General features: G+C 71.3%; 25 protein-coding genes. 16 read left to right on the forward strand and 9 right to left on the reverse strand.

Annotated features, from left to right (window positions below):
* Window positions 1-52 precede the first annotated feature (52 nt).
* The 5 genes from CRP55_RS21235 (at window position 53) to CRP55_RS53155 (ending at window position 6,407) form a co-directional block, all read left to right on the forward strand.
* Complete coding sequence (locus CRP55_RS21235) at window positions 53-826, forward strand: IclR family transcriptional regulator domain-containing protein (RefSeq protein WP_097321872.1); 774 nt, start codon at window positions 53-55, stop codon at window positions 824-826.
* Between the two features lie 34 nt (window positions 827-860).
* Window positions 861-1,928, forward strand: a complete 1,068-nt coding sequence (locus CRP55_RS21240) for a hypothetical protein (protein ID WP_097321873.1) — start codon at window positions 861-863, stop codon at window positions 1,926-1,928.
* A 93-nt stretch (window positions 1,929-2,021) separates the two neighbouring features.
* A complete protein-coding gene (locus CRP55_RS21245) occupies window positions 2,022-3,338 on the forward strand; it encodes a glycoside hydrolase family 10 protein (RefSeq protein ID WP_097321874.1) in 1,317 nt (438 codons plus the stop codon).
* On the forward strand, window positions 3,335-4,636 hold the full coding sequence (locus CRP55_RS21250) for an extracellular catalytic domain type 1 short-chain-length polyhydroxyalkanoate depolymerase (protein WP_097321875.1): 1,302 nt from the start codon (window positions 3,335-3,337) through the stop codon (window positions 4,634-4,636). The genes CRP55_RS21245 and CRP55_RS21250 overlap by 4 nt, the downstream gene beginning before the upstream one ends.
* 196 nt (window positions 4,637-4,832) lie before the next feature.
* Entirely contained in the window at window positions 4,833-6,407 is a 1,575-nt protein-coding gene (locus CRP55_RS53155; protein ID WP_097321876.1) for a helix-hairpin-helix domain-containing protein, read from the forward strand.
* Between the two features lie 42 nt (window positions 6,408-6,449).
* Here CRP55_RS53155 and CRP55_RS21260 read toward each other — a convergent pair whose 3' ends face one another.
* The gene (locus tag CRP55_RS21260; protein WP_097321877.1) at window positions 6,450-7,067 is read right to left on the reverse strand and encodes an SMI1/KNR4 family protein; all 618 of its coding nucleotides are present in this window, start codon (window positions 7,065-7,067) and stop codon (window positions 6,450-6,452) included.
* 219 nt (window positions 7,068-7,286) lie between these two features.
* Between CRP55_RS21260 and CRP55_RS21265 the strand changes: the two genes are divergently transcribed.
* Entirely contained in the window at window positions 7,287-7,784 is a 498-nt protein-coding gene (locus tag CRP55_RS21265) for a hypothetical protein (protein WP_097321878.1), read from the forward strand.
* Between the two features lie 211 nt (window positions 7,785-7,995).
* Here the strand turns inward: CRP55_RS21265 and pstS are convergent, their stop codons facing one another.
* Together pstS and CRP55_RS21275 are read right to left on the reverse strand one after the other, a co-directional pair.
* A complete protein-coding gene (pstS, locus tag CRP55_RS21270; protein ID WP_097321879.1) occupies window positions 7,996-9,045 on the reverse strand; it encodes a phosphate ABC transporter substrate-binding protein PstS in 1,050 nt (349 codons plus the stop codon).
* A gap of 11 nt (window positions 9,046-9,056) precedes the next feature.
* Window positions 9,057-10,319 (reverse strand): GlnX family signal transduction membrane protein, encoded by a 1,263-nt coding sequence (locus CRP55_RS21275; protein ID WP_097321880.1) that lies wholly within the window; start codon window positions 10,317-10,319, stop codon window positions 9,057-9,059.
* A 150-nt stretch (window positions 10,320-10,469) separates the two neighbouring features.
* On the opposite strand from CRP55_RS21275, the gene CRP55_RS21280 reads away from it, so the two are divergent.
* From CRP55_RS21280 to CRP55_RS21295, 4 genes are all read left to right on the forward strand, one after another.
* On the forward strand, window positions 10,470-11,837 hold the full coding sequence (locus CRP55_RS21280; protein WP_097321881.1) for an MFS transporter: 1,368 nt from the start codon (window positions 10,470-10,472) through the stop codon (window positions 11,835-11,837).
* Window positions 11,838-11,928: 91 nt separating this feature from the next.
* Window positions 11,929-12,939, forward strand: a complete 1,011-nt coding sequence (locus CRP55_RS21285; RefSeq protein WP_097321882.1) for an alpha/beta hydrolase — start codon at window positions 11,929-11,931, stop codon at window positions 12,937-12,939.
* Window positions 12,936-13,709, forward strand: coding sequence for a class I SAM-dependent methyltransferase (locus tag CRP55_RS21290; RefSeq protein ID WP_097321883.1), 774 nt, complete (start codon window positions 12,936-12,938; stop codon window positions 13,707-13,709). The genes CRP55_RS21285 and CRP55_RS21290 overlap by 4 nt, the downstream gene beginning before the upstream one ends.
* 135 nt (window positions 13,710-13,844) lie before the next feature.
* Entirely contained in the window at window positions 13,845-14,231 is a 387-nt protein-coding gene (locus CRP55_RS21295) for a nitroreductase/quinone reductase family protein (protein WP_097321884.1), read from the forward strand.
* Here the strand turns inward: CRP55_RS21295 and CRP55_RS21300 are convergent.
* The 3 genes from CRP55_RS21300 to CRP55_RS21310 form a co-directional block, all read right to left on the reverse strand.
* Window positions 14,218-14,682: an SRPBCC family protein gene (locus CRP55_RS21300; RefSeq protein ID WP_245923244.1), complete on the reverse strand. Its 465-nt coding sequence runs from the start codon at window positions 14,680-14,682 to the stop codon at window positions 14,218-14,220. The two genes, CRP55_RS21295 and CRP55_RS21300, sit on opposite strands and share 14 nt — an antisense overlap.
* The gene (locus CRP55_RS21305; RefSeq protein WP_097321885.1) at window positions 14,679-15,008 is read right to left on the reverse strand and encodes an ArsR/SmtB family transcription factor; all 330 of its coding nucleotides are present in this window, start codon (window positions 15,006-15,008) and stop codon (window positions 14,679-14,681) included. The genes CRP55_RS21300 and CRP55_RS21305 overlap by 4 nt, the downstream gene beginning before the upstream one ends.
* Window positions 15,009-15,091: 83 nt before the next feature.
* Window positions 15,092-16,345, reverse strand: coding sequence for an erythromycin esterase family protein (locus CRP55_RS21310; protein WP_097321886.1), 1,254 nt, complete (start codon window positions 16,343-16,345; stop codon window positions 15,092-15,094).
* 84 nt (window positions 16,346-16,429) lie between these two features.
* Here CRP55_RS21310 and CRP55_RS21315 point away from each other — a divergent pair, with 84 nt between their 5' ends.
* From CRP55_RS21315 to CRP55_RS21330, 4 genes are all read left to right on the forward strand, one after another.
* Window positions 16,430-16,858: a globin domain-containing protein gene (locus CRP55_RS21315; protein WP_097321887.1), complete on the forward strand. Its 429-nt coding sequence runs from the start codon at window positions 16,430-16,432 to the stop codon at window positions 16,856-16,858.
* Entirely contained in the window at window positions 16,855-17,355 is a 501-nt protein-coding gene (locus CRP55_RS21320) for a nitroreductase family deazaflavin-dependent oxidoreductase (RefSeq protein ID WP_218854658.1), read from the forward strand. Before CRP55_RS21315 ends, CRP55_RS21320 begins: the two co-directional genes overlap by 4 nt.
* A 107-nt stretch (window positions 17,356-17,462) precedes the next feature.
* Window positions 17,463-17,657 carry a hypothetical protein gene (locus tag CRP55_RS21325; RefSeq protein ID WP_097321888.1) on the forward strand — a complete coding sequence of 65 codons (195 nt, stop codon included), beginning with the start codon at window positions 17,463-17,465 and terminating at the stop codon, window positions 17,655-17,657.
* Window positions 17,624-20,365, forward strand: coding sequence for an ATP-binding protein (locus CRP55_RS21330; protein ID WP_245923245.1), 2,742 nt, complete (start codon window positions 17,624-17,626; stop codon window positions 20,363-20,365). The genes CRP55_RS21325 and CRP55_RS21330 overlap by 34 nt, the downstream gene beginning before the upstream one ends.
* Here CRP55_RS21330 and CRP55_RS21335 read toward each other — a convergent pair.
* Window positions 20,352-20,756, reverse strand: coding sequence for an NUDIX domain-containing protein (locus tag CRP55_RS21335; RefSeq protein WP_097321890.1), 405 nt, complete (start codon window positions 20,754-20,756; stop codon window positions 20,352-20,354). The two genes, CRP55_RS21330 and CRP55_RS21335, sit on opposite strands and share 14 nt — an antisense overlap.
* 35 nt (window positions 20,757-20,791) lie before the next feature.
* Between CRP55_RS21335 and CRP55_RS21340 the strand changes: the two genes are divergently transcribed.
* A complete protein-coding gene (locus tag CRP55_RS21340) occupies window positions 20,792-21,505 on the forward strand; it encodes a 3-keto-5-aminohexanoate cleavage protein (protein ID WP_245923246.1) in 714 nt (237 codons plus the stop codon).
* Between the two features lie 65 nt (window positions 21,506-21,570).
* Entirely contained in the window at window positions 21,571-22,479 is a 909-nt protein-coding gene (locus CRP55_RS21345; protein WP_143234794.1) for a ricin-type beta-trefoil lectin domain protein, read from the forward strand.
* A 3-nt stretch (window positions 22,480-22,482) separates the two neighbouring features.
* Here the strand turns inward: CRP55_RS21345 and CRP55_RS21350 are convergent, their stop codons facing one another.
* Window positions 22,483-24,312 carry a substrate-binding and GGDEF domain-containing protein gene (locus CRP55_RS21350; protein WP_179855280.1) on the reverse strand — a complete coding sequence of 610 codons (1,830 nt, stop codon included), beginning with the start codon at window positions 24,310-24,312 and terminating at the stop codon, window positions 22,483-22,485.
* 35 nt (window positions 24,313-24,347) lie between these two features.
* Window positions 24,348-26,150 (reverse strand): SpoIIE family protein phosphatase, encoded by a 1,803-nt coding sequence (locus tag CRP55_RS21355; RefSeq protein ID WP_245923249.1) that lies wholly within the window; start codon window positions 26,148-26,150, stop codon window positions 24,348-24,350.
* Window positions 26,151-26,284 lie beyond the last annotated feature (134 nt).

A 26,284-nucleotide genomic window follows, 5' to 3' on the forward strand; every position in this document is an offset into this window, starting at 1 on the left:
TAGGATGTGCCCCGTGTCACGTCAATGATCTTTATCAATTGGATAGCAATCTATGAGGGAACCCCATCACGTCCAGTCCCTGGAGCGCGGTCTCGCGGTCATCCGCGCCTTCGACGCCGACCATCCCGAGCTCACCCTGAGCGAGGTCGCGAGGATCTGCGGCCTCACCCGGGCCGCCGCGCGCCGCTTCCTGCTGACCCTGGCCGACCTGGGATACGTACGGACCGACGGGCGGCTCTTCTCGCTGACGCCCAGGGTCCTCGATCTCGGGTACGCCTATCTGTCGAGCCTGACGCTGCCGGACGTGGCCGCCCCGCACTTGGAGCGGCTGGCCGCCGAGCTGCACGAGTCGTCGTCGCTCTCCGTTCTCGACGGTGACGACATCGTCTACGTGGCGCGGGTGCCCACCTCGCGCATCATGGCGGTCGCCATCACGGTGGGGACCCGCTTCCCCGCGTACGCGACGTCGATGGGGCGGGTGCTGCTGGCCGGATCATCCAATGTAGACGCCTACCTCGCCCGCGTCCGCCCCGAGAAGCTGACAAACCGGACGATCTCCTCGGCTTCCCTGTTGCGAGCGGAGATCGACAAGGTACGGGCACAGGGCTACTCGATCGTCGACCAGGAGCTCGAGGAGGGGCTGCGGGCGATCGCCGTCCCCATCCACGACCGCTCGGGCGCGGTGGCCGGCGCGGTGAACGTGTCGGTGCAGGCGGCCCGGGCGACGGTCGACGCGATGCGGCGCCGTTTCCTGCCGCCGCTGCTCGCCGCGGCCTCCGCCATCGACGCCGACCTCCGGCGCACCGCAATCATCCGGATCGGGTGAGGCGCGGCGCGCCCGGCACAACGACGGTCTATGCATGAGCGCCGGGGCGACAACAGTGTTCCTGGTAGTGGTGACTGCCCGTTTCATCGTCCCGCTGTTCATCCCGCGGTTCCCGCTGCCGGCCATCGTGGCCGCGCTGGTCCTCGACGGCATCGACCAGACGATCTTCCAGACCTTCGGCTACGACCCGCCCGGCTACCAGAACTACGACAAGGCCATGGACGTCTACTACCTGGCCATCGCCTATCTGGCCACGCTGCGCAACTGGGCCAGCATGCCGGCCGTCGAGATCGCCCGGTTCCTCTACTTCTACCGGCTGGCCGGGGTCGTGCTGTTCGAGTTCACCGGGTGGCGGGCCATCCTGCTGATCTTCCCCAACACCTTCGAATACTTCTTCATCGCGTACGAGATAGTCCGCCTGCGCTGGAACCCGACGCGGTACGGATTCCGCTGGTGGTGCCTTCTGGCCGCGGCCATCTGGATCTTCGTGAAGCTGCCGCAGGAGTGGTGGATCCACATCGCCCAGCTCGACGTCACCGACACCGTGGCCGCCTATCCGGTCGCCGCGGCGGTGGTCGCCCTGGTGGCCGTGGGCCTCGCGATCGGCGTGTGGATCTGGGCCCGCCCGCGCCTGCCGCGCCCGGACTGGTCGTGGCACGTGCACGCCGACCCGCTGCCGCCGCCTTCCGTCACGACCCCGCGGGTGCTCTCCGCCGCCACCCTGGAGAAGGTCGTCCTGATCGGCCTGCTCAGCGTGATCTTCGGCGAGCTCCTGCCGGATCTGCGCTCGACCGGCCTCGAGCTCTTCCTCGGCATCGCCGCCTTCGTGGTGGTGAACGCGGCGGTCACGCTGTGGGTCGCGGGCACCTCGTTCAAGGCGGCCACCATGGCCGGCGCCTTCGCCGCCCGGCTGGTGCTCAACACCGGGCTCGTCATCGTCGCCGCGTGGCTGTTGGGCCGCGGCGACCTCAACGTGGGCGCCACCCTCTTCTTCGTCGTGCTGCTGAGCCTTCTGACGCTCCTCGACGACCGCTACCGCCCGGCCTACGAATACCGGAAGTTACGGGAATCGGCCGTTGTATCTTCCGGAACAACTCGTTAAAGTTTCGATCGATCCGGGTCACTGTCTTTCAGGTGCGGCACACGAGGTCGGGCAAGCCTCCGCCGCTTTCATGCGTTTTGGAAAGGCTTCGGCATGAGATCCCGCTTCCTTGCCCTCGCTCTGGTCATCCCCGCCGCCGGTGTGTTCCTCGCCGGCTCCGCCGACGCGGCCACCACGCTCGGCGCCTCCGCGGCGGCCACCGGCCGCTACTTCGGCACGGCCGTCGCCGCGTACAAACTCAGCGATTCGACCTACGCGAACATCCTCAGCACCGAGTTCAATTCGGTGACCCCGGAGAACGAGATGAAATGGGACGCCACCGAGCCGTCCCAGGGCACCTTCTCCTTCGGCTCCGCCGATCAGATCGTCAACCTCGCCAAGAACCAGGGCAAGAAGGTACGCGGCCACGCGCTCGCCTGGCACCAGCAGCAGCCGTCCTGGGCGCAGAACCTGAGCGGCACCGCCCTGCGCAACGCCATGGTCAACCATGTCACCCAGGTCGCCACCCACTACAAGGGCCAGATCGACTCGTGGGACGTGGTCAACGAGGCCTTCGCCGACGGCGGCGGTGGCGGGCGGCGCGACTCCAACCTCCAGCGCACCGGCAACGACTGGATCGAGGTCGCCTTCCGCACGGCGCGCGCGGCCGACCCGGCGGCCAAGCTCTGCTACAACGACTACAACACCGACGGGCAGAACGCGAAGAGCAACGCGGTCTACGCGATGGTGCAGGACTTCAAGGCGCGCGGCGTTCCTATCGACTGCGTCGGCTTCCAGTCGCACTTCAACGCGCAGTCGCCGCTGCCCGCGGACTACCAGGCCAACCTCCAGCGCTTCGCCGACCTCGGCGTCGACGTGCAGATCACCGAGCTGGACATCGAGGGATCGGGCACGGCCCAGGCGTCGTCGTTCGCCGCGGTGGTGCGAGCCTGCCTGGCCGTGACGCGCTGCAACGGCATCACCGTGTGGGGCATCCGCGACTCCGACTCGTGGCGGGCCAGCGGGACGCCGCTGCTGTTCGACGGCAGCGGCAACAAGAAGGCGGCCTACACGGCGACTCTTGACGCTCTCAACGGAGGGACGACCACTCCCACCACTCCTCCGCCCACCACCACGCCGCCTCCGACGGGTGCCGGCTGCACGACTTCCATCACGCTGAACCAGTGGAACGGGGGCTTCGTCGCCACCGTCCGCGTCACCGCCGGAAGTTCCGCGATCCGAGGATGGACCGCGACGGTGACACTGCCCTCGGGCGCCGCCGTCACCAACACGTGGAACGCGACGCGCAGCGGCTCGGCCTTCACGAACGTGTCCTACAACGGATCGGTCGGCGCCGGTGGCTCGACCGAGTTCGGCTTCCAGGGCACCGGTACCGGCCCGTCCACCTCCACCTGCGCGGCCCAGTCATGATCAAGCGCCTGCTCGCCGCTTTCGTCGGCGCTCTCGTTGCCGCTTTTGTTTTTGTCGCGCCCGCCTCGGCGGCCTCGCTCCAGGAGATCACCGGCTTCGGGACCAACCCCACAAACCTTCGCATGCATCTGTACGTCCCGGACCGGCTCCCGACCGCACCGGCGCTGCTGGTCGCGGTGCACTACTGCACCGGCACCGGGCCCGCCTTCTACTCGGGCACGGAGTTCGCCTCCCTGGCCGACCAGTACGGCTTCATCGTGATCTATCCGTCGGCCACCCGCAGCGGCCAGTGCTTCGACGTGTCCACCCAGGGCGCGCTGAAGCACGACGGCAACAGCGACCCGGTCGGCATCGTGTCGATGGTCCGCTACGTGCAGCAGCGCTACGGCACGGACGCGGCCCGCACCTTTGTCACCGGCGCCTCGTCGGGCGGCATGATGACCAACGTGCTGCTCGGCGACTACCCGGACGTGTTCGCGGCCGGTGCCGCGTACATGGGTGTGCCGTTCGGCTGCTTCGCGACGACCGACGGGTCGCTCTGGAACACGGCCTGCGCCAACGGGCAGGTCTCGAAGACCCCACAGGCCTGGGGCGATCTCGTACGGGCGGCCTACCCCGGATACAGCGGCCGGCGCCCGCGCATGCAGCTCGTGCACGGGACCACCGACACGACGCTGCAGTATCCGAACTTCGGTGAGGCCATCAAGCAGTGGACCAATGTGCTCGGCGTCAGCCAGACGCCGGCGATGACCGACTCGCCGCAGTCGGGCTGGACCCGCACCCGGTACGGCTCGACGTCGGCGCAGGCGCCCGTCGAAGGCATCAGCGTCGCCGGGGTGGGTCACTCGCTGCCGCTGAGCGGGATGGCCCGCCTGGCCATCACGTTCTTCGGCCTGGACTCCACTACCCCGCCGACCACGCCGCCGCCCACGACTCCTCCGCCTACTACTCCTCCGCCCACCACGCCGCCGCCGACCGCGGGGGCCTGCCGGGTCACCGTGGCCGTGAACGCCTGGAACACCGGCCTGACCGACCAGCTCACGATCGTCAACACCGGCGCCGCGGCGATCAACGGGTGGAGCCTCGGTTTCGCCCTGCCGGCCGGTCAGACCATCACGTCCGGCTGGAACGCCACCTACAGTCCGGCCTCGGGCCAGGTGACCGCCCGCAACGCGAGTTACAACGGAACTCTGGCCCCAGGGGCGTCAACCACCATAGGCTTCCAGGCCACACATACCGGGAACAGCGCCGCGCCGTCCGGCTTCACGCTGAACGGCACGGCCTGCTCCTCAACCTGATCCCTCGAGATCGGGTAGGCGCCGCCGCGGGACCGTCCCCCGCGGCGGCGCCCTTTAATTTCTCATCCATCAGTGACGAATCACTGACGGCCGGTAGGCGCTGTCGCCCCGTCGGTACCACCCTCATGGTGCCCGAACAGCGAGATGTGCAAAGCTGCGCGCTAAATCTGAATTCCTCGTTGTCCGGAGGCCCTTGATGGCATTCGTTTATCTCATTGCCGGGGTCGTGATCGGCTTCGCCGCCGGCTGGCTCTTGCGCTCCAACCGCAAGTCCGAAAAGCCCGCGCCCACGCCCGTCGCCGCCCAGCCCACCACCGCGCCTTCCGCGGCCGTGGCCGCCACCCCCACTCCGGCCACCGAGGACCACACCGCCACCGCGCCGGAGTCCACCGCGGCCACCACCACAACAGCCGACCCCGACCCCATCGCCACCGAGCCCGTCCCCACCGAGCCCACCACCGCCAAGCCCGTCGCCGCCGACGAGCCCGCCACCACGCTTTCCGACAACGAGCCGACCGAACCGGTAGCGGCCGCGCCTTCCGCAACCACCGCCTCTGTTTCCGCCGCGCCCGGTTCCACAGCGCCCGTTTCCGCCGCGACTTCCGCCGACGACGAGCCGGCCCCGTCCGAGTCCGCCGACGCCGACGCCGACGAGCCCACGGCCGCCAAGCCGGAGTCCGCCACTCAGCTCGAGCCGGTCGTCCCGGCGATCGAGCCGAACCAGGCCGACGACCCCAAGTCGGCCGCCACTACGGAGCCGGAGCAGACCGAGAAGCTCGAGCCCGTCGCCGCCGCCGCCAAGCCGGCCACCGTCTCCGACACCACCGCGGACCTCGAGCCCATCGCTTCCACCCCGGCCCACCCCACGGCAACCGAGCCGGCCGCCGACCTCGAGCCGACCGCCTCCACCCCGGCCCGCCCCACGGCGACCGAACCGGCCGCCGACCTCGAGCCGATCGCCTCCACCCCGGCCGAGCCCACGAAGGCCGAGCCGACCGCCGGCGTCGAACCGATCGGTGCCGAACCGGCCCCCGTCGCCGAGCCCGAGCCGGTCGCCGCCGCGGCCGAGTCGGAGACTGCCGCCGACGCCGAGACGCCCGCGCCTCTCGCCGCCGAGCCTGCGCTTGTCGCCGCCGGCTCCGAGGCGTCCGCCGGCTCCGAGACGTCGACCGACGCGAAGCCGGAGCCGGCCGCCGTGGCCGTCGAGGAGCCGAAGTCGGCCGTCGCGGACGTTTCGGAACCGGCCGTCGCGACGCCGGTTTCTGAGACTGTTGCTGAGACGGTGCCGGCGGCCAAGCCGAAGCGGACCCGGGCGCCGCGGCCGCGGCCCGTTGCGGAGCCGGTTGGCGCGGCGGCCGAGGTACCCCCGGCGGTGTCCACTGTCGACACCGTTGCGGCTGTTCCCGGTGCTGCCGAGAGCGACCAGGTCGCGGCGGTTCCCGCGCCGGTTGCCGTGGCCGAGCCCGCGCGTGAGCCGGTGACCGAGACCGTCGCTGCTGTGCCGGGGATCGCGGAGGCCGAGGAAGTCGCCGCCGCGCCCGCGCCGGTGGCGGTGGCCGTCGCTGAGCCGGATGACCTGACCAAGATTCCCGGTGTGGGTCCGAAGATGGCGATCGCCTTGGCGGCGGGTGGCTTCACCACGTACCGCCAAATTGCCGACGCCGACGCGACCACCCTGCGCGCCGCGGTTGTGGCCGGCGGCATGCGGTCGGCGCCGTCGGTGGCGACCTGGCCCGAAAAGGCCAAGCAACTGCTCGACACCAGCAACTGACCGGCACTGCCCCGATGCCCGGCGAGCCCCGCTCGCCGGGCATCACTGCGTCAGGGCCGCGGCCCAGATGTCGCCGCCCTCGGCCCAGGTGCTGAGCCACTCCTCAAGCGACGGGGTCACGTGGTGGACGCCGTCCTCGGGGCGCTGGCCGTCGCGCGGGTCCCAGCCGTCCGCGTCGTACAGCAGGACCGGGCTGCCGGGCTGGGAAAGGTCGGCGTACCAGTACATGGTGCAGCCGCCCGGCGTGAGCTCGAACCAGGACTCGGGCAGGCCGTGCTCCCGGCCCCGGCGGTGCAGGGCGGCCACGTCCTCGATCCGGGCGAAGCCGCGCGCACCAGGGCCGAACCCGCCGTCGGCGACTTCCGTGTAAAGGCGCCGGAGCAGTTCGGGCAACGGCCGCTCGATCTGCCGCTCCGCGTTGTCGACCTGAGCGACCGTCGCGGGCGGGTGGAGCGGGCCGCGCGGGGCGTCCCGGTAATACTCGAGCGCCTCAGCGGCACCGGCCGGGTACAGGACCATACCGTCGCTGCGGAAGGTCAGGCCCTGCCGGAAAACCTCGCCGAAGCGCCGCGTCGCCCAGTCGACCGGAACGGGAGCTTCGTCGAAACGCCAAGCAGGGTCGAAGGCACGGGATCGAAGCATCTCGAGAAGCGGGCGCATGCGAAACAGGTTCTCATCGAGAGTCCGGTTTCGTCCGGCCGGTGGGCCGACACGTCGTCATAGGGCAAGGTGGCCGTGTGCGACCTTCGAGAACCCGGACCCCGTTCCGGTGGGGAGCAGTCGTGGCCGGAGCTGCCCTCGGCGCTTGGGTCGGTGCCGTCGCGGTCGCCGAGCCCGGAGGCCATCCCAGCTCCGGAGCCCCGCACAAGCTTGGCGCCCGTGGTGGGCGACGACTCGGCCGACGTTTCGCCGACCGGCACCGCCCAGGCGACTTGGACGGAGATCTACGCGAACATCCTCGCGGCCGCCATCCCGGCCACGGTCGTTCTTTTTCCCGTACTGATGATCGGGCTTCTCGCTGAGCGAGACGTGTTCGCGGCGATCGTGTGGCGGGGCAACGTCACCGCGCTGTCGCTGGGATTAGTTCCGCTCCTGCTTCCACTTCTCGCTTTCAGCGTGACGTTCCTTGTTCTCCACCGACTTCGCGGCTGGGGATCCCAGCGCGCGTGGCGTGCGTCCTGCTGGTCCCTGCTATTGCTGCCGGCGGTGCCGACCACCCTGGGTTTCGCGCAAGCCGGCCTCATCCTCGCCGGAGTCTCCGCCGCGAATCGCGTGAGACGCGCAGCGTCCGTCGCTCTCAGTCTGGCCTTGTTCTTCGGAGGGCTCACGTTGGGCGTGCTGTCATGGTCGGACAGGGGCGCGTCGAAACCGTGGTGACCAGTCATCCGTCGGCGGTCAAGAACATCCGGAATGACGACATTCTTCTGCGAGTGCCGTGCATCAACCAGGCGTCGCCTGTGCAGCGAAGTCTTCTGTCGACTCTCATCGGCCACGAATCCACCGCGGTGGCATGCTCCTCCGCGAGTCACGACGACGAGGCCCTCGATAGCGGCCTCTTCCTGGCCAGGACCGCGAGAGGGCAGGAGCGTCAAAGGGAATCGATGGCGGCGGTCACCCGGTCTCGCAGGGTGTTCGGGAGGGGCGCGTAGCCCAGGCGCGTTGCTGCGTCCTGGCCGGCGGGGCTGGCTGCGTACCCCAGGAAGCTCTTGACCAGATCGGGCGTGCCCGCGCGGCACACGACCTCATATGTCACCAGGACCAAGGGATAAGCCGCGGCGTCCTTCGTGGTGTAGTCGAGCTGGAGCTGGAGGTCGTTGCCGGAGCCGGTGATTGTGGCGGCGGCTACGGTGCGGGCGGCGGCCTCGTCGGTCAGAGGGGCGAACTGGCCGGCGGCGTTGCCTACGCGGGCGGTCGGGAGGTTGTGGAAGCGGGCGTACGAGGCCTCGACGTAACCGATCGCGCCGTCCGTGCTCTCGATGGCCGCGACGACGCGGTTGCTGCCGCGCTGGGCGATGCCGCCGGGCGCGGGCCAGGCCGAGCCGGACGGGAGAGCCCAGTCGGCCTTGGCCGTGGCGGCCAGGAACTTGGTGAAGTTGTCGGTGGTGCCCGAGCTGTCGGCGCGGTGGATCGTGCGGACGGGGGTCGACGGCAGGATCAGGCCGGGGTTGTCCTTCTTGATCCGGGGATCGTCCCAATTCTTGATCTTGCCGGTGAAGAGGGCGGCGATCGTGCCGGGGGCCAGGCGCAGGTCGTCGACGCCGGCCACGGTGAAGGCGAGCGCGATCGGGCCGATGACCATGGGCAGGTGGAGGGCCGGGCCGGAAGCGCAGCGGGCGGTCGCCTTGGCCACGTCGGCGGCGGCGATCGGGGAGTCGGAGCCGGCGAAGTCGCCGGTGCCGCCGTAGAAGGCGCGCAGGCCGGCCCCGGAGCCTGTACTGGCGTACACAAGCGAAGCCTTCGGGCAGTTGACCTGATAGTTCTTGATCCAGGCGCTGATGGCGGTGGCCTGCGCGGACGACCCCTGCGCGGTGATGGAGCCCTCGGCGCAGGCAATCGGCGCCGCGTCGTCATAGGTGCGCGGCGCCTCGCAGGCCCCGGCGGCCAGCAGCAGCACCAGGGCCAGCGCACGGATCTTCACAGCCGGTCCCCTCATCGGTATTCGGCGAATCGTTTGCGGACGGAGAACGGCACCAGCAGGATCACCAGGCCGAGCGCGACGGCCGGAATCCACGTCCAGCCGGTGAGCAGCTGCGACGTCTCTCGCATGGCATCGTCGAAGGCGTCCTGACGGTTGTCGGCGATCTCGGCCACCGCGGCGTCGTAATAGGAGAAATCGAAGACGGCGTCGCCGCGGCGAATGCCGGTCAGATAGCCGATCGCCGACGCGTCACGACCCTGATCGGCGAGCGCCAGAATGCGCCCGTGCGCCTCCCGATAGGCCTGCCATCGGGTCAAAACCTGATTGCTGTCGTACGGGCTGACGTCGCTCCCGGCCGCAACGGATCGCAGCCCCGCATCGCCGTCCAGAAATGCGGCCTTGCGGTCGAAGTCCTGCTTGTAAAAGGCGAGCTTGTCGCTGATCAGATAGCGGCTGGTGTCGGCGGCGGCGTCGTAGCTGACGGCCCGCGCCGAGGAGAGCGCCAGGAAAGGGCGCAGGCTGTCGTCGCGGGCGGCGCCGAGCCGCTGCTCCTGCACGACGAGCACGGCGATGGCCGGGCCGACCAGGGCCACGGTCAGCAGGGTGGCGGCGATCAGGGCCGGGTTGAGCATGCGGCGGAAGCGGCGGCCCAGCCACACTTGAAGGGCGACGAGCAGCACCACGAGGGCGAGACCGAGAAGCGCGGCCAGGGCGACGGCCCATTCCTGCGTGGTCTGCTTCGAGGCGTACGCCCGGTCGAGCCTCTCCTCGCTCAGCGTGCGGAGCCGCTCGGCCTCGGGGAGCAGGTCGAGGTGGAGCACGTTGGTGGCCTGGGTGTAATAGCCGGCGGCGCCGGAGCCCGCGGTCAGGGCCTGCCAGACGCGCTCGCGATAGGTGGCCAGGCCGTCCATCAGGTCGAGCACGCCGACCGAGGAGGCCATCAGCTTTTGCAGGTCGGCGTCGGCCTGGCGGCTGCGCTCCCGGTAGGTGCCGAGCGCGTCGGTCTGGCTGTTGGCCAGCGAGTCCTTGCCGTTGCTGAGCACCATGCGGGCGACCTGGGCGTCCATGTCGCTGAGGGCGAAATAGAGGTCGGCCGCGGTGGCGGCCTGCGGCGCGGCGTCGTCACCGATGACGCGGACCTGATCCTGGACCCGGGACATCAGGAAACTGGTCGAGGCGAGAAGGGCGACCGCGGCCAGAACAATGACCGTCACCCACAGCCGCAGACGGGCCGGAGTCTCCGCCTTTCGGAGCGATGCGAGAACTGCTGGCACAGCCGTCACGGTAATGCACAGCGGCAATTCTCCAGACGGCGGAAGATCGAATTCCTTCTGTTTACCGTACGTCTATTCGGCGTATATAAAAGACGCGGAAGAACGTAACCGTTGCCGCGTCTCCGCGGGCGTACGCGTATAAATGATCTTGTGCCGCGTCGCTACCTGATCCTCGCCATCTGCTGCAGCAGCCTGTTCATCGTCGGCATGGACAACACGATCGTGAACATCGCGTTGCCGTCGTTGCGGGAGGATCTGGACGCGTCGCTGTCGGGGCTGCAGTGGACCATCGACGCGTACACGCTGGTCCTGGCCAGCCTGCTCGTGCTGGCCGGGTCGACGGCCGACCGGATCGGGCGGCGCAAGGTCTTCCAGACCGGGCTGGCCCTGTTCACGGCGGGTTCGCTGCTGTGCAGCCTGGCGCCGAGCCTCGGCTGGCTGATCGCCTTCCGGATGGTGCAGGCGATCGGCGGTTCGATGCTCAACCCGGTCGCCATGTCGATCATCACGAACACGTTCACCGACGCCAGGGAGCGGGCGCGGGCCATCGGCGTGTGGGGCGCGGTCGTCGGGGTGAGCCTGGCGATCGGCCCGGTGCTCGGCGGCTTCCTGGTCCACGCGGTCGACTGGCGGGCGATCTTCTGGGTCAACGTGCCTGTCGGTGTGGCCGCCTTCCTGCTGGCGTGGCGTTTCGTGCCGGAGTCGCGGGCGCCGCATCCGCGCCGGCTCGACCCGGTCGGTCAGATCATCGTGCTGGTTCTGCTCGCCTCGGTCACGTACGGGATCATCGAGGGCCCCGGCTCCGGCTTCACCTCGCCCGAGATCCTCGGCTGCTTCCTGCTGGGCGCGGCCGCCCTCGCCGCGCTGCTGATCTACGAGCCGCGCCGCGAGGAACCGCTGATCGAGTTGCGGTTCTTCAGGAGCGTCCCGTTCAGCGGGGCGACACTGATCGCGGTGTCGGCGTTCGGCTCGCTGGCCGGCTTCCTGTTCCTGAACACGCTGTACTTGCAGGACACCCGGGGTCTCTCGGCCCTGCACGCCGGCCTCTACACGCTGCCGTTCGCCGCGATGACTGTCGTCTTCTCCCCTCTCTCGGGCCGGATCGTCGGCTCACGCGGCACCCGCCTGCCCCTGACCCTGGCCGGCGTCGCCTTCATCATCGGCATCCTGCCGCTCACCCAGCTGACCGCCGGCACACCGGTCTGGCTGCTCTTCGCCTGCTACATCGTCTTCGGTTTCGGCTTCGCCATGGTCAACTCCCCGATCACCCAGACCGCCGTCTCCGGCATGCCCAGAGAACAGGCGGGAGTAGCAGCCGCCATCGCCTCGACCAGCCGCCAGGTAGGCACGTCCCTGGGGGTGGCCGTGATCGGCGCGGTAGTAGCCGGAAGCACAGCAAACTTCGCCCAAGCCAGCCACGCCGGCTGGTGGATCATCGTCGCCCTGGGCTGCGCCGTCCTCCTCCTGGCCCTGATCACCACAGGCCGCTGGGCCCGCTCCACGACCCCCACCGGCTGACCCCGGCGGGCAGGCGCGCCGACGGCACCGCTAACGTCGGCCCACCCCACCCCGAAAACCACGCGCGCCGGACTACCCGGACAATTCAGCGATGCGGATGGCGCGGGTGCTGGTGGTGGTCACGCTCGTCGTGGCCGGGCTCGTCGCATACGCGGTGAAGCAGTCACGGGCCCCGGTCAGCCTCCGCCCTGACGGGATCTATGAAGTGGGCCGGACGACCGACCTGTGGGTGGACCGGTCGCGCACGGACCAGCTCGCGCCGCTCGGCGGCACGCCGCGGCTGCTCTCGGTCTGGACCTGGTATCCGGCGACGAGCGCTCAGGGCGCGGAGTCCGCCTACGCGCCGCCGGGGTGGGAAGGGCTGCACCGCTATGGGTGGGCGGCGACGAGCTTCGGCAGCGTTCGGACGGGGACGCGGGATGACGTGGCATTTGCGGCTGGCCCCTTTCCGGTCGTGGTGCTGCTGCCCGACCAGGGCGCGGCGGCGCCTCAATACACCGCTCTCGCGTCTCGGATAGCAGCTCAGGGCTATCTGGTGGTCGGAGTGACGCCAACCTACAGCGCGGGTCTGACAGTTCTCGACGGCCGGCCGGTGCGGGCGAGTGCCGCCGGACAGGACCCGACGCGGCGCGCGCAGTTTGTCGCGGTGTGGGCGGCGGACGCGCGGTTCGCCGCGGGTCGCGCGGTCACGCAGTACGGCCGCCACGCGGACCCGGCGAAGGTCGTCTACCTGGGTCACGGCCTCGGCGGCACCGCTGCCGCCGCCGCTTGCCGGGCGGATGACCGCTGCGACGGAACCGCCGCCCTGAGCGAAGAAGTCGGCGCCGGCGGGAAGAGGCCGAGCGGGAAGGCCGACCTGGTGCTCGGTGGCCGGGCCTTCACCGTCGAGGGTGCCGAGCGGCTCACCTTCACCGATGTCGCGCTTTATCGCCTCGCTCCCCCGGTGCGCTGGGCCCTGCCGCTGGGCCGCCTCGACGGGCGCCGGGCGCTCGAGATCGCCTCGGCCTATCTGGGCGCCTACCTTCGCGCCGTCACCGCCGGGCAGGCCTGGGCGGCGCCGTCCTGTCCGGAGGTGCGCCCGGCTGACATGCTGGGGCAATGAACATCATCGACGTGTTCGACCGCGTCTCCGGCGAGTACGACAGTGTCGGCGTCGACTTCTTCAAGCCGATGGCCGACGCCGTCGTGCGGGCCGCCGCCCCGCGGCCCGGCGATCGCGTGCTCGATGTCGGGTGCGGGCGTGGCGCCGCCCTTCTGCCGTCCGCCCGTCTCGTCGGGCCTTCCGGGCATGTCACCGGCATCGATCTGGCGGCCGGCATGGTGTCGCGCACCGGCGCCGCCACGTCTTCCCTGCGCAATGTCACCGTGCGGATCGGCGACGCTCAGCAGCCGGACTTCCCGAACAGGTCCTTCGATGTCATCACCGCCGCGATGGTGCTTTTCTTCCTGCCCGATCCGCCGGCCGCGCTCAGCACCTACCGCCTTCTTCTCAAACCCGGCGGCCGCCTCGCTTTCAGCTCTTTCGCCGCCCCCGATCCGCGCCACCGCAACGTCATGCGGATCCTTTTCCGCCTCGGCGACAACCCGCCGCCGGACCACTCTCACCACCCCATGTTCGGCTCGGTGGATTCGTTGCGCTCGGCGGTGGCCAAGGCCGGTTTTTCCCGTACGAAGGTGAGCGAGCTCGACATCAGGAGCCACTTCCGCGACGCCGAGCAACTGATCGGCTGGATCGGCTCGCATGCCGGGCGGCGCCTGCTCGACACCGTGCCACCGGAGCGTCGCCCGGAAGCCACCGCCGCCGTGGCCGACTATCTCGATTGGCCGACCACCTTCACCACGAGAATCCGGGTGGTGACCGGCGGCGTGTGACCGCTAGGGTGTCTCGCGTGACTGCCGGGTCGGCCTTGGGCCATGACTTAGTGGGGCACCCGGCCGAGGTTTGATCCGGGGCCCGCCTTCTGTTTCGGCGCAGACATGTCATCGAAGCCGAACAGAAAGCGACCCATGCCCAACCCGTACAACCAACAGATCATCGACGAGTTCCGCGCCGGCCGGGGCCACCGCGAACTCATCCTGCTGACCACCCGTGGCGCCCGCTCCGGGAGGCCGCACACGACGCCGCTGGGCTTCCGGCCGTACGCCAGCGGAATTGTGGTCATCGCCTCGGCCGCCGGAGCGCCGAAGAACCCCGACTGGTTCCACAATGTCCTGGCCGATCCGCGGGTCACGGTCGATGACGGCACCCGCACCTACGAGGCCGTGGCGACGCCGCTGGCCGGGGCGGAACGCGACCGCGCCTTCGCCGAGGCGGCCGCGGACGATCCGGGCTGGGCCGACTATCAGGCCAGGACCACCCGGATCATCCCGGTGGTCGCGCTCAACCCTGCTTGATCTTCTCGAGGTAGGCGTCGAGGGCCCGGTAGGACTCCTCGGCGCCGCCCTCCATGCCGCTCTGCAGCATGCCGTCACGGTCCTGCTGGTCGCTGAACGTGCTGGTGCAGGTGACCGTGGTGACGCCGGCGGACTCGGTGAACTCGAACTTCTCGACGGCGACGTGGCCGGGCATCGGCTCGTACTCGAAGGTCCAGGTGAAGCCGTTCGGCGGGTCGATCTCGCGGACCTCGCCGCGGAACGCGTGCTCCGTGCCGTCGGCGTGCTCGACGAAGCGCCACTTGCCGCCGACCGTGAAGTCGAGGTCGACGTCGAGCGGGTTGCCCCGGCCCCACCAGTGGCGCAGGTGCTCGGCCTGGGTGTGCACGGCGAAGACGAGGTCGCGGGGCGCGCTGAAGGAGCGCGACATGACGATGGTGGTGTCGGTGGGGGTCTGAACGGTGATGCTCACGATTCCTCCTGTAGGCGTTCCAGGTAGGTGTCGAGGGTGTCGTAGCGCTGCTCCCAGAGCCGCCTGTACTGCTCGGCCCACTCGGCGACGGCCCGCAGCGGCGCCGGCACGATGCTGCACCGCCGCCACTGGGCCTCGCGGGTGCGCGTGATCAGCCCGGCCGCCTCCAGCACGTTCAGATGCTTGGAGATCGCCTGCGGACTGATCGTGAATCCGGCAGCCACCTCGCCGGCCGTGGCGTCGCCACCGGCCAGCCGGGCCAGGATGGCCCGTCGCGTGGGGTCGGCCAGCGCGGCGAACACGCCGTCGATCGGATCCGCGGTCATGATCAGCTCTACCCATCCTCTAAACCTGTCGGTTTATCAACCGATGGGTTTAGAGTACGCCTCGGGAGCCGGCCGTCAAGACCTCAGACACCACTCGGGTACGTCTCCGGCTCGCGGGCGTCGATGTGGAACGGGTGCAGGGGGCGTACGGCCGAAGTCTCGTCGAACCAGAGGAATGCGTCGTAGCGGTCACCCAGCACCGAAGGGACGTAATTGGCCCAGTTGTCGCGCTCCGGGCGGTAGACGACCCCGATCGCCCGGTGGTGCAGAGGATCGACGAGGAAGTCGGGGCGATCCGCGATCGGCGGGAAGACGAACAGGGCCTGCGGCGGCGCCTCCGCGTGCAGGAGCTCCTCGAGGGAGTCGGCGCGGCCCGGCGGGACCGGCATCACCTCCATCGGCGAGCCCCAGTCGCGGCCGGCGATGACCGTGCCGCGGTGGCTGCCGAAACCGACCAGCGCCACCCGATCCGCGCCGAAACGCTCGCGGGCCAGCGAACCGATCGTCACCTCGCCGTGCGCCGCCTGGTCGGTGGCGTTGGCGTCGCCGACGTGCGTGTTGTGCGCCCAGACGATCGCCTTGGCGTCCTCGCCGTAGTGGTCGAGCAGTCGGGCCAGGGTGGCGTCCATGTGCCGGTCGCGGATGTTCCACGAGGCCGGGCCGCCGGTGATCATCGAGCGGTAGTAGTGCTCGGCGCCGGCCACCACCTCGGCGTTCTGCCACACGGCCAGGTCCTTGCCGCGCAGGTCGATCAGCATCCGTACGACGTCGTCCTCGCAACAGGCTTTGACGAACCGGGTGGCCCAGGCGTACGCGTGCGGGTCCTCGGCGTACGGCTCGAAGCACCGGTAGGCGGCCAGCGCCGCCGGCACCTGGGACGGATCGTGCTCGCGCAGCCAGGTCAGGATCTCGCGCATCGACTCCCACAGCGAGTAGACGTCGAGCCCGTGAAAGCCCACCCCACGGCCGTTGTTCGTGTTGAAGGCGCGCAGCCAGAGGGCGAAGTCGGCCACCTCCTCGTTCGCCCACATCCAGGTCGGCCACCGCTCGTAGCCCAGCAGCGCCTCCTCGGGACGGGCGCTGCCGCCGAGCACGGTCGCGCCGACCCGCTCGCAGTCGGGCCAGTCGCCCTCGACCGCCACGAACGAGAAGCCGCGCTCCACGATCAGGCGCCGGGTGAGCGCCGAGCGCCATTCGTAGTACTCGTGCGTGCCGTGGCTGGCCTCGCCGATCATCACGACCCTGGCCGAGCCGGCCCGATCGACCAGGATGTCCAGATCACCCTCGTCGGCCAGGGGCCGGGCGATCGCCGCCACCTCATCTCCGTACCGGTGCATACCAATCCGATACCCTCGGGGTTTCGCCCCATACGTCCGACATACCCAGCTGACGTACGGGGCCGCGGCGCGCACAATGCGGTGATGTCCCTCTTCGAGGCCGCCGGGGGCGCCCCGGCCATGCTGGCCCTGGCCGGCGACTTCCACGAGCGCTGCCTGGCCGACCCGGTCCTGGAGCACCCCTTCTCGAACCGGCTGAACCCGGACCACGTGCGGCATCTGGCCGAGTACTGGGGTGAGGTCTTCGGCGGCCCGCCAGTCTTCTCCACCGAGCACGGCGGCCACATCGCCATGCTGCGCCTGCACGCCAACCAGGGCGCCTACGGCGACATCGGCGACCGCTTCATCGCCTGCTTCGACGCGGCGGCCGAGGCCACCATCGCCGACCCGGCCGCACGCCGCGCGATGTCCGCCTACATCCGGCACGCCACGGCCGAGGTGATGTCCTACTCTCCCCGGGACGCGGTGGTCCCCCCGACCGCCCCCATGCCCCGTTGGGATCTCGCCCCATGACCTACGACTACGCGCGAGCCGGCGCGACCCGCCGGGCGATGCGCCGCGTGTGCGCGACCGCGCCGGCCTCGTGGGCGTTCGCCCGCTTCCTGCACCACGTCGACCGGCCCCTGTTCCGGCTCACGAAGGGCCGCCACACTTTCGCGAGCCTGGTCACCGGCCTCCCGGTCGTCATGCTCACCACTACCGGCGCCCGCAGCGGCGCCCCGCGCACCCTTCCCCTGCTCGGTCTGCCCACCTCCGAGGGCCTGGCCGTGATCGCCTCGAACTGGGGCCAGGACCGCCACCCCGCCTGGCACTACAACCTGCGAGCCCACCCACAGGCCACCGTCGTCGTCGACGGCCAGACGCGAAAGGTCACGGCGGTCCTGGCCACCGGCGACCGCCGCGACCGCATCTGGCAGCAGGGTCTGAAGATCTACCCCGGCTGGACCCAGTACGCCCGCCGCGCACCCGGCCGCGACATGCCGATCTACGTGCTCGAGCCGTCGGCGTAGGTATACCTAGTGGGGTCTTGAGCTGGGAAGATAGGTAACTGCTTCCGATGTGGTGGGTGGTGAATCGGCCGAGGATTGGTGCATCGGCAGATGACCAGGAGGCAGTCATGTTGGTGCACACGGACCTGATGCTCGATCTCGCCCACCACCACCAGCGGGAGCTCGTGGCCGAGGCGGATAAATGGCGGCTGCTGCGCAGCGCGCGGGAGGCCCGGCGGGCCAGGAAAGCCCAAGCGGTGCGGGGGCGCCCCACCGGTAACCTGGCGTCGTGCGAACCTTCCGCGGCGGTGCCAGCCCGGTGATGATCGGCCGGGAGAGCGAGTTGCGCCGGCTGGTGCGGCTCGCTCCTTCGCCGTCCGGGGGTGCGGCGGTCGCGGTGATCGCCGGTGAGCCCGGCATCGGCAAGACGCGGCTGGTGCACGAGCTCCTGGAGAGGATGCCGGCCGAGACCGTGGTGCTGGTCGGTCAGGCCGAGCCCGGGTCGCTGTCACGGCCCTACGAGGTGCTGCTGGACGCCATCGACGGCCGGCCCGAGGTCGACGAGGAGCAGCTGGCCGCCCTGGCCGACGCCACCCGCAGCCCGGTCGAGCGGCTGCACACGGGGCTGGCCATCCTGGCCGACCTGATCGGGGACGCGCCGGCCGTCATCGTCTTCGAGGATCTGCACTGGGCCGACTCGGAGAGCGCGGCCCTGTTCGAGCGGATCGCCGACCAGCGGGGGCCGCGGCTGCTGATCGGCACGTACCGGCCGGACGAGGTGGACCGGCGCCAGCCGGTGGCCGGTCTGCTGGCGCGGCTGGAACGGCGGCACGCGGTCACCCACGTACGGCTGGACCGGTTGACCCCGGCGCAGACGGCGGCCCTGCTCGCGGCGGCCACGGGCGCGCCGGCGCCGTTGCGCGCGGCCACGGCGCTGCATCACCGCACCGGCGGCAATCCCTTCTTCCTCGAGGAGCTGCTGCGGGCGCTTCCCGGGTACGACGTGGAGGCGCTGGTCGAGCAGCCGCTGCCGTGGAGCCTGGCCGAGGTGCTGCGCCGGCAGGTCGACGACCTCGAGCCGCTCAGCCACCGGATCGTCGAGGCGGCCACCGTGCTCGGCCACCGCATCCCGTTCGACCTGCTGGCCGACGTGACCGGCGCCGGCGAGGACGAGCTCATCGCCGTGCTGCGCGACCTGGTCACCCGGGGCGTGCTGGTCGAGTCGGGTGAGGACGAGTTCGCCTTCCGGCACGCGCTGGTGCGCGAGGCCATCGCCGACCAGATGCTCGGCCGTCAGCGGCGGCGGCTGCACGAGGCCGCGCTCGACGTGCTGCTGCGCGGCGGGGCGTCCGACCCGGCCATGGTGGCCCACCACGCGCGCGGCGCCGGCCGGTACGACGACATGATCGCGGCCGCCCGCAGCGGCACCGCGCTCTACCTGTCGATCGGCTCCGCCTATCAGGCGTTGCAGCTGGCCGAAATGGGTCTCGACGAGGTGAGCGACGACACCGACCTGCTGGCCGGCGCGGCCCGCGCGTCGTGGCTGGCCGGGCTGCTCGACGACGCCCTGCGCTACGGACGGCGCTGGCACGACCTGGCCACCGCGGCCACCGACCGGGCCGAGTCGCTCTATCTGCTGGTGCGCATCGCGTGGGAATCCCGCGAGTACGACCAGATGCGTGCCCTGACACACGACATCGAGACTCTCATCGCGCAGCTGCCGCCCGGCGCCGGCCAGGCCCGCGCGATGACGGCCATCGCCCAGTCGTCGTACCTGCGTGACGAGTTCGAGGCCGCCCTTCTCTGGTGTGACCGGGCGCTGGCCCTCGCCGCCGAGTTCGACCTGCCCGCCGTACGGCTGACCGCGCTGCTGGAGAAGGGATCGACGCTGACCGAGCGCGCGCAGAGCTCGGCCGACGGCCGCGAGATCCTGTCGGCTCTGGTCGACGAGGCGGAGAAGGCCGGCGAGTGGGTGCTGGCCGCGCGGGCCCTCAACAAGCTGGTGCAGGACGCGCCGCCCACCTCGCCGTCCGAGCACGCCGAGATCCTGGAGCGGATGCGGGTCGACGCCGAGCGGGCCGGCCTGGAGTCGCTGTCGGTGGCCACCTATTTCCAGGGCCGGGCCCGGCTGGCCATCCGGGCCGGTGACCTGCGGGCCGCCATCGCCGCACTCGAGGAGGGCCGCGAGCAGGACCGCGGATATCAGCGCCGGGGCCGTTGGGCCGACTTTCACGGCGTCTTCCTGGCCGGGCTCTACCTGGAGGCGGGCGAGCTCGACCGGGTCGATCGGATCATCGAGGATCTGACGGCGCTGCCGAACAACCCGCCCGCCACCATCCCCGGCCTGACGTTCCACCTGGCCTGCCGCCGCCACGACCTGCCCCGCGCGGAGGCGGCCCTGGGCGAGCTGATCGCCGACCTGGAGACGCAGAACTGGCGCAGCGGCGAGCAGGCCCACGACCTGATCTCGGCCGCGCTGGAGCTGGGCCTGCCGGTGGAGCGGCTCGACCGGGCGGCCGCCGTGCTGCTCGACGCCGAGGTGTGGGACGCCTATCGCACGCTGGTCGACGCCCAGATGGCCGAGGTGCACGGGCGGACCGCCGAGGCGCTGGCCGGCTACGAGTCGATCACCGAGGATCCGGCGCTGGGCCCGGCGCTGCGCGGCACGATCCGGGTCGGCGCCGCGCGCTGCCTGCTGGCCGACGACCGGCGGGCCGAGGCGACCGTTCACGTCGAGGCGGCGGCGTCGCTGTTGCAGGAGTGGGGCGGCTGGCGGGTGGCGCAGCTCGACCAGGTGCGGGCCCGGCTCGGGCTGGCCCCGGCCGGCGCGCCGGACGCGGTGAGCGGCCCGGCCGCGCTGACCCCGCGCGAGCGTGAGGTGGCGGTGCTGATCAGCGACGGGCTGACCAACACCGAGCTGGCCCGGCGCCTCTACATCTCACCGAAGACGGCCGCCGTCCACGTCTCCAACATCCTGCGCAAGCTGGGCATCACGTCCCGCACCGAGGTGGCCGACCTCATCGGGCGGTGAACAGCTCCAGGGTGGGCGGGAGCTGCGAGTGCAGCGGCGACGGCAGAGCATCGGGGGCGAACCAGCCCAGCTCGTCGAACTTGTGCGGCTCGCCGATGCGGGCGCCGGCGGGGTCGAGGCGGACGGCGAAAATCACCGCGACCCAGTGCGAGCCGGGGCGCAGGACGTTGCGGACGCCGAGCAGGGCGATCTTCTGGGGCGCGGTGGCGTACTCCTCGGTGACCTCGCGGGTCACCGCCTCCTCGAAGGTCTCGCCGAACTCGAGGGCGCCGGCGCCGCAGTCCCAGGCGCCGGGCTCGTCGCGGGCCTGGGCCGAGCGGCGGGCCAGCAGGATGCGGCCGTCGCCGTCGTGGCAGACGAAGACGCAGGAGACGTCGGGCTTGCGGGTCATGTCTTGATCATGCCGGGGAGGGCAACATGTTTTCCGTGTGGATCAAAGCGTGTCTCAACGGCGGCCGCCCCTCGCCGGCGCCGATCACTCCGGCCGAGCTGGCCGGCGCCGCTCTGGAAGCGGTCGAGGCCGGAGCGGCGGCCGTCCATGTGCATCCGCGCGATGCCGCCGGGCGCGAGTCGCTGGACGGCGATGACATCGGGGCGGCCGTCACCGCCATCCGCGAGGCCTGCCCGGGGCTTCCGGTCGGGGTGTCGACCGGCATCTGGATGACCGGCGGCGATCCACGGCGGCGGGCCGATCTGGTCGCCGGATGGCAGGTGCGCCCCGACTTCGCCTCGGTCAACGTCGAAGAGCCGGGCTTCGCCGATCTCGTACGTCTCCTCGACCGCGCCGGGGTCGGCGTGGAGGCCGGCGTCTGGTCGCCGGCCGATGTGGACGCGCTCGACGGGCTGCCGTTCCTGCGGATCCTGGTCGAGATCATCGACGTGCCGGCGGCCGAGGCGGTGGCGGCGGCCGAAGCGATACTGCGACGCCTCCCGGGGGCACCGCTTCTGCACGGTGAGAACGAGGCCTGCTGGCCGCTCATCGCCCACGCCGGCGCCCTGGGCCTGCCCACCCGGGCGGGACTCGAGGACACCCTGACGCTGCCCGACGGCACGCCCGCGGCGGACAACGCCGAGCTTCTCCGGCAGGCGCGGACACTGTGGACGGATGCGCGCCGGAAACACGAGAATACGTACGGTTAAAGCGGGGTATCGGGTGATCGATTCGGGCGAATATCGCGTATCTTGATCCGGCCGGAGGGAGCAAGATGACCGATACGCCGGATCGCGAGGATCCTGTACTCGTTCGCCCGTACGTCTCGACGAGTGTGGACACCACCGAGTTCACCCCAGTCGAGGAGGCGGAGACGTGGCCCGAGCCCGGTGAGGGCGACACCGCGGTGCAGCCCGCGGTCGAGGAGCCCGAGCCGGAGGAGACCACGCCGCCGAAGCGGACCGACATCCCGATCCTGCGGCTGGCCATCTTCGCCGGCGGCGTGGTCCTCGCCCTCGGCGTGGCCGCTTTCCTCGTCTTCGGCCTCGGCTCCGACCCCGCGATCCCGCAGCCGGGCGCCGCCCTGCCCGCGATGCCCGGCCGGGCCCCGATCCCGGAGTCCTCGGTGGTCGCGGCGTCCAAGAGCGCGGCCGCCGCGTCGGCCTCGGCGAGCGCCAGTGCCAGCGCCAGCGCCTCCGCGAGTGCCAGCGCGAGCGTCTCCCCCAGCGTCGCGGTCAGCGGCTCCGTGCAGCCCCTGGTGCCGCCGGTGACGAGCCCGGCCGCCACCGCCGCCACACCCACGCCCACGCAGACCACCACGGCCCCGGCCGTCGACCGCACCGGCGCGATCACCGCCGCCAGCGGCCGCTGCCTGGCCCTGGGCGGCCTGTTCGGCATCGACGGCAGCCCGGTCAACGTGGCCGGCTGCTCGGGCGGCGACGCGCAGACCTTCACCCTCGCCACCGACGGCACCCTGCACGTCGACGGCAAGTGCGCCGCACCGAGCGGCGACGGCTCGGTGCGGATCGGCTCCTGCGACGGTGCGTCCTCGTGGCGTACCGGGGAAAACGGGTCTTTGGTCTCCTCCGACGGCCAATGCCTGACCGACCCGGGCCGCTCCGGCGCCACCACCAAGGTCGCCGCCTGCGCGGGCTCGGCCGAGCAGACCTGGACGCTGCCTTAACGCTCAGCGGGGGCGGCTCACCGGTTTCGCCCGGTACATCGCCGCGTCCGCCTCGCGCAGCAGACGGTCGGGGTCGGTGGAGCCGTCGCCCGAGAGGGCCACGCCGATGCTCACGCCGACCTCGATCTGCTCGCCGTCGATCAGGTAGGGCTCGCAGAGCCGGGTCGCGATGGCGTCCCGCACGACGCGCTCCGCGCCCGGCTCGCGCAGCCCGTCGAGCAGCACCACGAACTCGTCGCCGCCGAGCCGGGCCACCGTGTCCGACTCGCGCAGCAGAGCGGTCAGCCGGCGGGCCACCTCGATGAGCAGCACGTCGCCGGCCGCGTGGCCGAGCGAGTCGTTCACCGCCTTGAACCCGTTCAGGTCGAGCAGCAGCACCGCGAAGCGGTGATCGGGCCGGCGCTGCGAGCGCAGCCCGGCCTGTTCGAGCCGGTCGGCCAGCAGCACCCGGTTGGGCAGGCCGGTCAGCGCGTCGTGCAGGGCGGCGTCGCGCAGCTTCTGCTCCTGCTCGCGCAGCGCCGCCACCATCGCGCCCCGGTCGAGCGCCGTGGCCAGCAGCGCCCCCGAGTGGTTCATGATCTCCCGGCCGGCCGGTGTGCTCTGCTGGACCTTGCCGATCGCCGCCAGCACACCCCAGTCGCGCAGGCCGCTGCGCACCGGCACCACGAAGACGATCTCCCCGGCCGGGCCGTCGGCGTGCTCGAAGAGCCCGGCCGGGGGGAACTCGCTGACCCGCATCCGCTCACCGGCCCAGCCCGGCCGCCCGGGGTACTCCCCCACGACGCTCAGCTCGGTGTCGCGGGCCGGCACCGCCGCGTGGTTCCACAGCCCGAGGCAGCCGGCGGTCAGCGTGGTCCGCTGGAGCCAGGCCAGCGCGCGCGGGTCGCGCTCGTGCGCGCCGAGCAGGTCGATGCCGAGCTCGTGCTGCACGTTCAACGTCTCCTGGAGGTAGCGGACCTCGCCGAACAGCGAGCGGGTCAGCTCCTCGCTGACCGGCAGCCCGATGCCGGGGCAGCCGCACGAGCTGCGCCGCACGAAGGTCGTGGCGACATACGAGATGTCCGAGTCATCGGGCTGGGCGACCAGCCGGTGCGCCGTCGTGCCGACATCCTCGACCGGCTGGCGGACCGTGGAGAGGCTGGGCCGCATGTAGGTGGCGTCGACGATGTCGTCGAAACCGACCACGGCCACGTCGCCCGGCACGCGGTAGCCGGCACTCGCCAGGCGGCCGATCACCCCGACCGCGTTGCGGTCGGTGCCGCAGACGACCGCGCTGACCGGCACGCCCCGGCGCAGCAGCACGTCGGCGACCATCTCGCCGCCGCTCTCGTGGTTGTCGCCCGAGTCGAAGACCAGCTCCGGATCGGGCTCGATGCCGTGCGCGAGCAGCGCCTCGCGATAGCCCTCGAGGCGTTCCCGCAGGTCGAAGTGGGCGAGGTGGCCGGCGTAGGCGATCCGCTCGTGCCCGTGGCCGAGCAGGTGGCCGACCGCGTCGCGGATGCCGGAGCGGTTGTCGGCCAGCACGGCCGGGCACTCGTCGAGCTTCTGCCCCACCGACACCACCGGCAGACCGGCCCGGCGGGCCCCCTTGGCGTACGAGGCGTGCAGCGCCCCCGGAAGCACGATCAGCCCGTTCAGATGCCTCCAGGACACCGGGCGCCGGAAATCGGGCAGTCCACTGCGATCGGCGCTGTAAGACCCCGGATCGAGCGTCTGGATGGCCACGATGCGGTCACCGGCGGCCACGGCGGCGGCGTTGACACCCGCGATGATCGCGCCGTAGTAGTCGCCACCGACGAAGGGCGAGAGGACCCCGAACGTACGACCCGTCACGGGCGACATGATCTCCCGGATCCGGGTCCGGTGGGTCAGCTTCCCGAAAGGAAGCGCCGAAGATCTTTCGTCTCGCCGCTCACCGGGCGCGCGGCCAGGATGCAGGTGTCGTCGCCCGGATTGGCCTGGCGCAGGCGCGACAGCAGCTCACCCAGGGGCTGGCGGGGGTTGGCCCGCACGGCCTGGTCGACCGTGCTGATCACCGTGGCCAGCCCGTCGTCGAGGTCGCGGTGGCGATGCTCGACCAGGCCGTCGGTGTAGAGCAGCAGCACGTCGCCCAGGCGCAGATCGAGCCGGGCCGTCTCGTACCGGGCGCCGTCGATCACACCCAGCATCGGGCCGGCCGGCCGCTCCAGCGGTGCCGTGCGGCCGTCGCGGCTCAGCAGGGGCGGCGGGTGACCGGCCTGGGCCCAGACGATCTCCCGGCGGGCCGGATCGAAGCGGGCGACGACAGCGGTGGCGGCGAGCTCGGGCGTCTCCCGCTCGAGGTCGCAGGTGAGCGTGTTGAGGTGGCGCAGCAGCTCACCGGGGTCACCGGTGGTCACGGCCAGTGCCCGCAGCGCGTGCCGGAGCTGGGCCATCGTCTTGGCCGCCCGGGTGCCGTGCCCGGCCACGTCGCCGACCGCGAGCAGCACCGAGCCGTCGCGCAGCTCGGCCGCGTGGTACCAGTCGCCGCCGACCATGGTCTCCTCGCCGGCCGGCAGGTAACGCAGGGCCACCTTGAGACCGGGCAGCTCGATCGGCCCGTCCGGCAGGGGCAGGATGATGCGCTGGAGCCGGGCCGCCAGCTCGTGCTCGGCCGCCAGGTCGCGGCGCTGCTCGTCGAGCTGGCGCTCCACCTCGGCCAGGCGCTGGGCGCTGGTCTCGCGCTCGGTGATGTCCTGCACGATGCCGAAGATGCGCAGCGGCCGGCCGTCGGCGTCACGGCTGGCGTCGGCCACCGTACGCAGGAACTTGGTCCGCCCGCCGATGCGCACCCGGGTGGTCACGTCGACCCGTTCGCCGCGCTCGAAGGCCAGCCGGGCGGCCTCGCGCAGCGGCTCGTCCTCAGGCACCGCCAGCGCGTCCGACTCGGCCCGGCTCAGCGGGCCCAGCCGCGGGTCCCGCTCGTAGATCCGGTAGACCTGCTCCGACCAGTAGATGTCGCCGCTGACCAGGTCCCACTCGCCCCAGCCGAGGTTGCCGAGCAGCTCGGTGCCGGCCAGCCGGTCGCTCACCCCGCCCGGCCGCTCGTCGTGGCGGGTCCAGTTGAGCAGCAGGCCCACGCCGAGCCGGTGGGCGCGCACGGTGTAGAGCCCGTCACCGTGCCGGAACGGGCCCAGCACGACCGGGGCGCCGGTGTCGATGACCTGCTGGTAGGCGTGCCAGCGGTCGCTGGCCACGACCTCGGGGAAGTGCTCGGAGATGCGCAGGCCGAGCAGCTGGCTGCCGCGCAGCCCGTTCGGCGCCACCGCCTCGGGGCTGACCGCGGCCCAGACCAGGTCGACGAGCCGGCCCGAGGGCTCGCGCTCGGGGGTCAGGAAGCAGGCCATGCCGGGCACGACGTCGAGGACCCGCTGCACCATGCCGAGCCAGGGGGCGAACCGCCGGACCGGGCCGGCCGGGCCGAAACCGGGGCGGCCGGTCTCCAGCCCGGAGACCGGCGCGGTGTCGGGCTCGGCGACGTCGAGCGAGCGGATCACGCCGCTGGCCACCTCGATCAGGTCGCGGCCCTGCTCGGCGCCCATCCGCAGCAGGTGGCGGTGGGCCTCGGCCAGGCGGCAACGGGCCCGCCCGGCCAGCAGGCCCACGGCGCGCTCGACGGTCAGCCGTCCGGCCTCACCGGGGTCGGTGGTCACAGCGGGCCGCAAACTCTCGACCGCTGCGGCATACGCCTGTCCCACCCGATCCCTCCCGTCCCGTACGGCTCCGGCTTCCTGAATACGTCAGCCGGACCGGGGTCGTCATCGGCCGTTCATACGGGAAGGGTCCT

Origin of the sequence: Paractinoplanes atraurantiacus, from assembly GCF_900215205.1 — a bacterium.
Taxonomy (GTDB): Bacteria; Actinomycetota; Actinomycetes; order Mycobacteriales; family Micromonosporaceae; genus Actinoplanes; species Actinoplanes atraurantiacus.